The sequence below is a fragment of the Variovorax sp. E3 genome, from assembly GCF_016082275.1.
In the GTDB taxonomy this organism is placed as follows: Bacteria; Pseudomonadota; Gammaproteobacteria; order Burkholderiales; family Burkholderiaceae_C; genus Variovorax.
Genome location: NZ_MOWM01000230.1, coordinates 1 through 8348 on the forward strand (window position 1 = coordinate 1; position 8348 = coordinate 8348).

Consider the following 8348-nt stretch of genomic DNA (forward strand, 5'->3'; position numbering starts at 1 on the left):
GGCACGCAGCGCGCTGCGCACCCTGGCCGCGGCGGTTCGTTCGACCGCGGCGTAGCGGCGGCGTCAAGCCGCCAGGAGGCGGCGGGCCAACACCGCCAGCAGCGCCGTGGCGCCGCAAAGCAGAGCGGCCACCGCGCACAGGCTGGCCAGGTGCGCCCACCACAGCGCCGAAGGGCGAAGTCGCGTCATGCGAGTTGCGCCAGGCCCGGCTTCGCGAGGTGCAGCACTTCGTAGACCGTGGCGCCATCGACCGCTTCGACGCGCGCGCCGACAGCGTGAAGCGGACCGAGCGCCAGTTCGCTAGATCGAGCGTCGTCCACACCGCGACGGTGTCGGCCTGCGCGGCGGATTGCCGATTGGCTTCGGTTTCCGCCGCGAGCAGCGCGGCACGGTCGGCCGTGGCGTCAATGGCGCGCTCTTCCCGGCGCAGCGACAGCGCCTGCCGCTCGCGACCGGCGCCGGCGCGCGCGTCCAGCGGCAGCCATGTTTCGACGCGCGGCCGCCCGAACGAATCGATCACGCCCTGGAAGCGCTCCCCCATGAGAAAACGCGCGGCCGCCGACGGGTCGTGCCAGAGATAGACCGAGGCATACAGGTGCCCGGCGGCACCGTGCTGCGCGCGCTCCTGCGAGACAAAAGCCTTGAAGACCAGCCCTTGCGTGTCGTCCCACAACGGCCCGCGTCGCGCCGCGCGCTGGCGGATGGCCTGCATGTCGTAGTCGGCCGGAAGTCTGTGCGAGTACTGCATCGCGAACATCGAATTGCTCCTTGTGAATGGGTCACGGGAAGCAGCTTGCGCGCGTGCGGGTGTCGGAAGAAGAGGGCGGCCGATATAGCTGTGATGCGCCGGCGCAATGACTGGGGCTGGTCAGGCCGGGTGCGAGGGCGTGTGGTGCCCCGGCCGCCGCAACGCCAGCCACCACAGCAACGCGGCATTGAGCGCCCAACTGCCTGCCAGCATCAATAGCGCCGTGTACGCCACGCCGGGTGACAAGCCCAGCGTCAACAGGCTCAGCGACCACGGCAGCCCGCCCGTGATGGTCACGAGCATGCCGACATCGCTCTCGGGCACGAGCGCGCAGCCGAGGATGCAGACGGCGCCCGCGACCGTGTAGATCGACGCGGCGGCGCTCCATCCGGGGCGGTGGGGCAAGCGTGAATTGGCAATGGGCATGGCCTCTAGCATCGCCGATTGCGGGGCTTGCCGTGAAGGCCTGCTGCGCGAAGGGGTGTAGTGTTTTTGCGATGTCCGCATCCGCTTCTTCGGCCTGTCACCTGCGGCCGTCACCATGCGCGAATGGCTGGCCAACTTATCTCTATCGCCCTGACTGTCGACCAACACGACGCGGGGGACTATTTCTGGGTGCTGCTGGAGTCGTTCGACAACTCGATGGAGTTCGAGCCGCTGATGGAAGCCGCGAAAGGTTTTCCGACCTACGTCGAGGCCTTGCAGGCGGGCTACGTCGTGCTGAAGGGGCTTTCGGAAGACTTGAACATCGGGCCCAGGGAAGAAGGCGAGGACGCGGTCGCCGAGGAGGAACCCGAGGCCGCCGGTCCGTTCCCGTGAACAAGCGGGCGCGAGCTATGCTGGCGCCAGTTTTGTTTTGCGAGCGACCGAGGCACATGAAGAAATCCAAGCCCCCGAAGAAGACGGGCACCTACGACATCAAGAAGCAGTGGCACTGGGGCCGCGCGATGCGCGAGTTGCGCATTGCAGATTTTCTGAAGGACGGCCGCCTGCTCGTTCCGGGCGAATACACGGGTGAGGGCCCGGCCACCGACGACGGAACCGGCGCGCTGCGCACCGTGGGCGGCATCCAGGTGGGCGCGGCGAACTACGAGACCGGAATGATGTGGATCGGCCGCAAGTTGCGCGAGGGCGATCTGCCCGCCAAGCCGGGCGGGGGCGCAGCGGCCTGAGGGTAAATCCCGGCGATTTTTGTTTGCGGCAGGTCTATCTTGAATTGGTGACCAACTGCCGGAGACGAACATGTTGATGGTTACAAAAGTGGTGGCAGCCGGTGTGACGGCCCTTTTGATCGGGGGCACGCCCTCGCCGAACGGCGGAGCGTTGGATGTTTCTCCGCTGGCTTCTTCGCCGGTTGTTGCGGTACAGACGCTTGGCGATTCGCCTTGTGCGGGCGGGTGCAATGTCTGGCGGTTGATCTACGACGGGCGTTGACGGCTGTCGCGCTGTTTGCCGCATTGCGGGAAGAGCGCCGCAATGCCGATGCTCATTCAGGAGCCAGGCCTTGGTCTTCACGTGCTGCGGGAAAATGACTGAAGGCTTTCATATGGCCTTCAGACCTCAAGCCTAAAATGCCTCGAAAAAGAGGGCATATCGATGATTGATTTCGTGACGGCGGCGCGCAACCTTTCTCGCGCCGCAAAGCACCGCATTGTTGCGAGTGCCAGCAAGCGCCTGGGCCTTACTGCCGTCCAGCACCAGCAACCTCCTGCGGAGGTGGCGCCGCCCGAACCCGTGATCGAGGTCGAATCCGACGAGTCGGTGATGGCGCGGGCCGAGGACATCATTCAGCGCGCTATCTCGCTTGGCAAGCAGGGCAAGTTCAATGTCGTGCCCGAACTCATCTCGGTTTCTGCCACCGAAAACTGCAACCTGAAGTGCGTAATGTGCCCAGGGCATGCGGGCATGGAAGGCCCCAAGCTTTCGGTCGACGAGGCCGAGGCGCTATTCGGTTCTCTCGCATTGGACGATGTCCAGTTCGGCCGCCCGAAGCTGCTCGACATGACGTCGGGGGAGCCGACCCTCAATCCGAACCTTGGCACGATCTACGCGCGCTTCAAGGAGCTGTTTCCCGACGCGAAGATCTCGATGATCAGCAATGGCACGATCCCGGTGCGGGGAAAGATCAAGCAAGCCTTCGAGCATGCCGACCGGATCGGCTTGTCGATGGACGGCGCGACAGAGGAGACTTACGAGCGCATCCGTCGTGGTTCGGTGTACAGGAACGTGGTGCGCAATGTGCGTGACGTCGGTGAACTGAAGACGCTCTACGAGAACTGCGAGACTTTGCAGATCATGATGGTGGTCATGGACCAGAACGTGCATGAGTTGGCGGAGATGGTCCGGCTTGCGCACTCGCTGCGCATCCCTCAGGTGTTTTTTCAGGCTTCCGAAGTTCGCGCTCTCATGCCTTTCAACGGGGAAGGGCAGAACGTGTCGCTGGGCCTGTCTCGGTCGCAACTGTCGCCGTTCATCAAGGAGGCCAAGGCAGAGGCAGATCGCCTGGGCGTTCAGTTGTCGTTGACCTCCCGCTTCGAATCAGCGCTGTCCTATGTTCCCGACGCGGCGCAGCAGACTTTTGTCAGAAAGACGGTGGGCGAGCCCGTGAGCCTCGATGTGGCGATCCGCACCTGCAATGTGCCGTGGATGCATGCGCCTCGGATCTCGCTGAACAACGAAGGCTTTTACCCCACGACCGTGTGCTGCCACATGCCGAAGGCAGATACGGGCCTCGATCTCGAGCTGCGCGAGAAGTTCAAGGGCTCCACGATCAACGAGATTTTCAACTCCGAGTTCTACTGGGGCATGCGCGAAGGGCTGCTCGATGGCAGCCTCGCGGCTGGCGCTTGCGACGGATGCCAGTATCACCAGATGACCCAGTGGACAGCAGACCAACTGCGTGCGCTGGAGGAGTCGAGCGAACGCGTGCTGGCCGTAGCCTGAGGCCCCGCTTTGTGAAAGGCCCGCAGCCTTGGTTGCGGGCCTTTTTCATTTTTGATCCTGGCGCGAGTCCTGAGACTGCCCATTGAGACCTGGCCGAGACATATGTCAACTTCGTGGTCCCTACAATTCTCTGGAATTGATCTAGAGAAATGAATGAAGTTGTTCTTTCGAAAATCTTCGGGCTACGCGATTTTTTGTTTCTTTTTGCTGTTGCTCGGCGCGCTTCTGATTCGGGATATTGCATCTGACCCCGGTCTTTTCACCACCGTCGACAACTTGAATCGAGTTACGGATCTGACCGATCCAAAGACGTTCGCCTCTGCGGCACTGGATATTCACCGGCTTGGTTGGGTGTCCGAACAGAATGCGTGGATCCTAGCGCTGTGGCCTCCAGGCCTTGTTTTTCTCGAGGCTGGCATTCTTGGCGTGTTCGGGGAGGGCGCGCCGATCGTGCTGATCCTGCAGGTCCTGGGCTGCGCTGCACTGGCGTTCATGCTGGCGCTGCAACGGCGTCTGTTGTCGGGATTCATGAACAACGCGTTGGCCAGCACATTGCCCCTGTTGCTGTTCATCTTTCCTATGCCAAGGCTCTTCTTGCTTGAGCCCTATGGCGTGGTTCTGGGCGAAGTCTTCTCCGTTGCGTTTTTTCTTGTCCGGGGGGCTGTTGGTGCTCCTAGCCGCGCAGGGACGCCGAACGGGCCTTGCAGTGATGGCCGGCGGGTGCTTCGCCTTGGCGGCGTACTTTCGCTCTCAGTACGAGTCAATACTGATGGCCATGACCGGCCTTGCTGCCTTGGTTGTGGCTGGTGCATCTGGAGGTGCATCAGAAAGGTCTCGGCGCAAGACCGTTTGACTTACATCGCGACCATCCGGCTGGTCATGGTCGTGTTGCTTGTGGCCCATGCGCTCATGCTGCCCTGGCGAATGCACAGCAAGGCTGTCGTGGGCAATTTTTCTTGGGTGCAAACCGGAGACCTGATTTTTCTGAACGGCCTCAGTTCGGACAAGACCCTGTTGGACAAAGGCGGGGATTTCGTCATCAAAGGCACAGGGAATATTGCCTGCGTTGTCGAGCCCTCTTATTGCGATTCAGATGACAGAAGTCTCTTCTTCAAAGCGTTGGTGTCGCACCCCATCGAGTGGTATCGGATCAAGTTCACGGCGGTAGTGGAATACTGGAACACCTTCATCTTTTCGCGTCACCGTTTCACGACGTGGTTCCATATCCAGGACGATGCAGGGAACCTTGTGTACCTGCTCTTTCTCCTCGCCGCAGTTCCGCTGCTGTGGGCCACGCGAACCTATCGTTGGTGGCTCCTGATGGCGTGGTTGATCGCGTCCTTCTACGCGGCGTTCTTCGTGATTTTCTCGCTTGCTCACTTCGAAGCGCGCTACTTCTACCTGCCCAAGATATTTTCCTTCGTGACTGGGGTGAACATGCTCGCGATGTGGTGGGGCATGAGGCGCGGCAGGGAGGGTGCGCTGGAGTCGAAGAACTGAGGGGCAGACGATCTCGCCAACTGTGCTGGCCAGACGATGCTCTGACGCCGTTCCACCGGCGTACGTGATGGCGGACTCAAACAGTGGGAGTCGTCGACGACATGGAAGAACTGGAGGCCAATTTCCTACTCCGCGCGCGTTTGAACTCCCACGTATATGCTGCCGGGCTCGCATCACACCCACCGGAGCGCTAGACATGCCCGCACAGCCCATCGAGGTCTATTCCTGGCCCACGCCGAACGGCCACAAGATTCACATCATGCTGGAGGAGTGCGGCCTGCCGTACCACGCGCACCCCGTGAACATCGGCAAGGGCGATCAGTTCGCGCCCGACTTCCTGCGGATCAGCCCGAACAACAAGATCCCGGCCATCACCGACCCCGATGGTCCGGACGGCAAGCCGATTTCGTTGTTCGAATCGGGCGCCATCCTCGTGTACCTGGCGGGCAAGACGGGCAAGCTGCTGCCGGCCGGCGACCGTGAGCGCTATGACGTGCTGCAGTGGCTCATGTTCCAGATGGGCGGCGTCGGCCCCATGCTCGGCCAGGCCCATCACTTCCGGATGTACGCGCCCGAGAAGGTCGCCTATGCGATCGACCGCTACACCAACGAAGCCAAGCGCATCTACGGCGTGATCGACAAGCAGCTGTCGAAGAGCAAGTTCATCGCCGGCAAGAGTTATTCGATTGCAGACATCGCCATCTTCCCTTGGCTGCGCAGCTGGGACAAACAGGGCATCACGCTCACCGATTTTCCGCACCTGAAGGCATGGTTGGACGGCATCGCCGCACGCCCGGCCGTGCAGCGCGGCGTGAAGGTGCTGGCCGATCTGCGCCAGCCGATCACCGGCGACAAGGAGCGCGAGATTCTGTTCGGCAAGACGCAATACGAGAAGCGCTGAGAGAAATTTCCGGAACGGGGCAATATTCGGGCTAGAATAGAAGGCTTGTCGGGGTGTAGCGCAGCCTGGTAGCGCATCTGGTTTGGGACCAGAGGGTCGAAGGTTCGAATCCTTTCGCCCCGACCATAGAAATCGAAATGCACACAGTCTTTGCGGGCTGTGTGCATTTTTCATTTGAGGCCGCGAACGGCGTCCGGCAGGCGACGTGGCAGCGGAAGGCACAGAGCGGAACTGGGTAGAATCTCCGCCGCTGCCGGCCCGGAAACAATGACGCCTAAGTCGTTGATTCTCCTGGGTTCTCTTCGGCCTGCATCTGCCCGTAGCTCAGTTGGATAGAGCACCTGCCTTCTAAGCAGGTTGTCGGGGGTTCGATCCCCTCCGGGCAGGCCAATTTAGTGCTTCACGAAGCCCCACAAGGCGCCACAAGCACCCACTTTCCCCTCTGTAGAGGCGAAATTAAGCCCCACGAGCAATCACGATGAACCGCTGAGATTCAGCGAATTTGGGGGAACATCCGGGGGAACGGGTACAGTTTCTACCTCCGTCGTCGAATTTGTTCCGCCTGCTCACCGGCACCGCCTGCAGAAAGACCATTTGCCCTGCCGACAAACTGCGGCTGCGCCTCTCCGACTCTGGGGGGCTCTACCTGCAGATCGAGCCCAGCGGTTCAAGACGGTGGTTCTGGAAGTACCGCTTCGAGGGCAAGGAAAAGCGCCTGGCGCTGGGCAGCGCCGGGCATTCTGGGATTCGACCCTGCTGGCGCTTCGTCTGCGCCGATCTTCGAGACCGCCAATCGATCGGGCAGCCAACGCGTAGGCGGCAGCGGCCGTAGCGGCAAGGGCAGCCACTACGTGGGCGGCCGCCGCAGGCAGATCAGTCAGGCCCTGAGCAGGTCCTTCTGCCTGCGAGCGGCACCCGACGAACATGCCTTCGCTCACTGAAACGCGCAGACTGAATCGGTCGGCGGCGTGTGCGCGAGTATGTGGTTCTTTACCGTCACAACAGGCGCTATGTAGAGATCGGCTTGGCGTGAGACCAGATAGTCGGCAATTCGTGTGTACGCGGCGCGGCTGATCGAGTAGCCGTCGCCCGAATCACCGAGAGAGTGAAAGACAGCAACCGTCCATGTGCCTTTGGCGATGCCATTGTCGATGGCGCTCTTGGCGATGTTGAATGCCGTCGTGTCGTCCCCGTTGATGGGGACGCCGCTGATGTTGAAGCGCCGCTTGGCCACCATCTTGGGGTCGTTCTCTCCGGAGCCAAGCGTGCGCGCGCCCGTGACCATGGTGGACAAGAGGCTCTCGTACTCGCATGCGCCGGCCTGCCTGCTTCCAATCGTCTCCTGCGCCCCCATCATGCCGTTGCCATGAGGATAGGCGTAGGTGTGATCGACAGGCACCTTGCCGTAGATGTTATGGAGCAGCCAAGCCTCCATGCTGCCAATGTCGGCCGCAACGTCTCGCTTCGTTTTGGTCGCCAGAATTTTGTTGTTCCAGTGCGAGAACGAGTGATTTCCTATCTCATGCCCGCGCCGGTAGACCTTGGCCCACTGCTTGGCATGCACCGTGGCTGTGCCCACGGCGGTGAGGTAGAAGGTGCCCTTAATACCTCGGGCGCAAGGATCGCGGCTTGGACGAGTTGTGAGTTCCATCCGTCATCGGAAGTCAGGCTGACAGCGCTTTTTTTGTTTTCGGGCCATTGGAATGCTATGGCTGAATTGCAAAAGAGCAAGATTGCCAGTGCGGCTTGAAAATTCTTGAGAGCGTTGATTTGCATGGCCTTCACTACAAAAGCTACCCTCTCCGAGGGGGCTCGAAAGGCGAGCAAATGTACCGTAGCAAGGGGTTGAAATGTGAACTTTTTATTTCAATTGAGAGTGTAGCCTCGGTGCCGTCGGTGGCCACCATCACGCCGAGCATGTTCTCGACGACATCGATGCGCGCGCTCCTGTGCTTGTCGTGCGTGGCGACCTCGGGTATGTGTTGCTGTTTGCCTTCCAGTGCGCGATCAGCTTCTCGCTCATCGTGAGGTAGAGGTTGGGGATCGCGGGATGGTCGCGGCTCGAGTTGCAGGGATATGGTGGGCCGGCTCGCCGTCGCACTGCTCGACCAGCACCATGTGCCATACCCGCCGGTGTTCCTTAATGCGCAGCTCGCGGTCGATGGTCTCGGTTTCCAGCGCGCTCACCGACAGCAGGGCGTCCGGGCCCTTGTGCGGCGCGGCTGCGGGTCAAGTCCAAAGCAAGTTCATTCAATG

General features: G+C 61.2%; 10 protein-coding genes and 2 tRNA genes. 9 read left to right on the plus strand and 3 right to left on the minus strand.

Annotated elements, in window-relative coordinates; translation table 11 throughout:
* On the minus strand, positions 1-712 hold a 712-nt coding region (locus BMG07_RS38300; protein WP_269759819.1), incomplete at its 3' end, for a DUF4865 family protein.
* Between the two features lie 156 nt (positions 713-868).
* Complete coding sequence (locus BMG07_RS38305) at positions 869-1153, minus strand: hypothetical protein (protein ID WP_269759820.1); 285 nt, start codon at positions 1151-1153, stop codon at positions 869-871.
* Between the two features lie 144 nt (positions 1154-1297).
* Here BMG07_RS38305 and BMG07_RS38310 point away from each other — a divergent pair, with 144 nt between their 5' ends.
* The 8 genes from BMG07_RS38310 to BMG07_RS45270 all read left to right on the plus strand — a co-directional run bounded on the left by BMG07_RS38310 (position 1298) and on the right by BMG07_RS45270 (position 6924).
* Positions 1298-1567: a hypothetical protein gene (locus BMG07_RS38310; protein ID WP_198088861.1), complete on the plus strand. Its 270-nt coding sequence runs from the start codon at positions 1298-1300 to the stop codon at positions 1565-1567.
* A gap of 56 nt (positions 1568-1623) precedes the next feature.
* The gene (locus tag BMG07_RS38315) at positions 1624-1920 is read left to right on the plus strand and encodes a hypothetical protein (protein WP_198088862.1); all 297 of its coding nucleotides are present in this window, start codon (positions 1624-1626) and stop codon (positions 1918-1920) included.
* Between the two features lie 424 nt (positions 1921-2344).
* Complete coding sequence (locus BMG07_RS38320) at positions 2345-3691, plus strand: radical SAM protein (RefSeq protein ID WP_198088863.1); 1347 nt, start codon at positions 2345-2347, stop codon at positions 3689-3691.
* 153 nt (positions 3692-3844) lie between these two features.
* Entirely contained in the window at positions 3845-5191 is a 1347-nt protein-coding gene (locus BMG07_RS38325; RefSeq protein WP_198088864.1) for a hypothetical protein, read from the plus strand.
* A 196-nt stretch (positions 5192-5387) separates the two neighbouring features.
* A complete protein-coding gene (locus BMG07_RS38330; RefSeq protein WP_198088865.1) occupies positions 5388-6092 on the plus strand; it encodes a glutathione binding-like protein in 705 nt (234 codons plus the stop codon).
* 49 nt (positions 6093-6141) lie between these two features.
* Positions 6142-6218, plus strand: a tRNA-Pro gene (locus BMG07_RS38335).
* A 187-nt stretch (positions 6219-6405) separates the two neighbouring features.
* Positions 6406-6482, plus strand: a tRNA-Arg gene (locus BMG07_RS38340).
* 163 nt (positions 6483-6645) lie between these two features.
* Positions 6646-6924, plus strand: coding sequence for an Arm DNA-binding domain-containing protein (locus BMG07_RS45270; protein ID WP_374221433.1), 279 nt, complete (start codon positions 6646-6648; stop codon positions 6922-6924).
* A gap of 102 nt (positions 6925-7026) precedes the next feature.
* Here the strand turns inward: BMG07_RS45270 and BMG07_RS38345 are convergent, their stop codons facing one another.
* A complete protein-coding gene (locus BMG07_RS38345; protein WP_269759821.1) occupies positions 7027-7743 on the minus strand; it encodes a polysaccharide deacetylase family protein in 717 nt (238 codons plus the stop codon).
* 425 nt (positions 7744-8168) lie between these two features.
* On the opposite strand from BMG07_RS38345, the gene BMG07_RS43645 reads away from it, so the two are divergent.
* On the plus strand, positions 8169-8348 hold a 180-nt coding region (locus tag BMG07_RS43645), incomplete at its 3' end, for a hypothetical protein (protein WP_269759822.1).

Bases quoted from the DNA above. Each gene is read 5' to 3' on its own strand.
- BMG07_RS38310 (WP_198088861.1), top strand. From the start codon at position 1,298: ATGGCTGGCCAACTTATCTCTATCGCCCTGACTGTCGACCAACACGAC.
- BMG07_RS38315 (WP_198088862.1), top strand. From the start codon at position 1,624: ATGAAGAAATCCAAGCCCCCGAAGAAGACGGGCACCTACGACATCAAG.
- BMG07_RS38320 (WP_198088863.1), top strand. From the start codon at position 2,345: ATGATTGATTTCGTGACGGCGGCGCGCAACCTTTCTCGCGCCGCAAAG.
- BMG07_RS38325 (WP_198088864.1), top strand. From the start codon at position 3,845: ATGAAGTTGTTCTTTCGAAAATCTTCGGGCTACGCGATTTTTTGTTTC.
- BMG07_RS38330 (WP_198088865.1), top strand. From the start codon at position 5,388: ATGCCCGCACAGCCCATCGAGGTCTATTCCTGGCCCACGCCGAACGGC.
- BMG07_RS38345 (WP_269759821.1), bottom strand. From the start codon at position 7,743: ATGGAACTCACAACTCGTCCAAGCCGCGATCCTTGCGCCCGAGGTATT.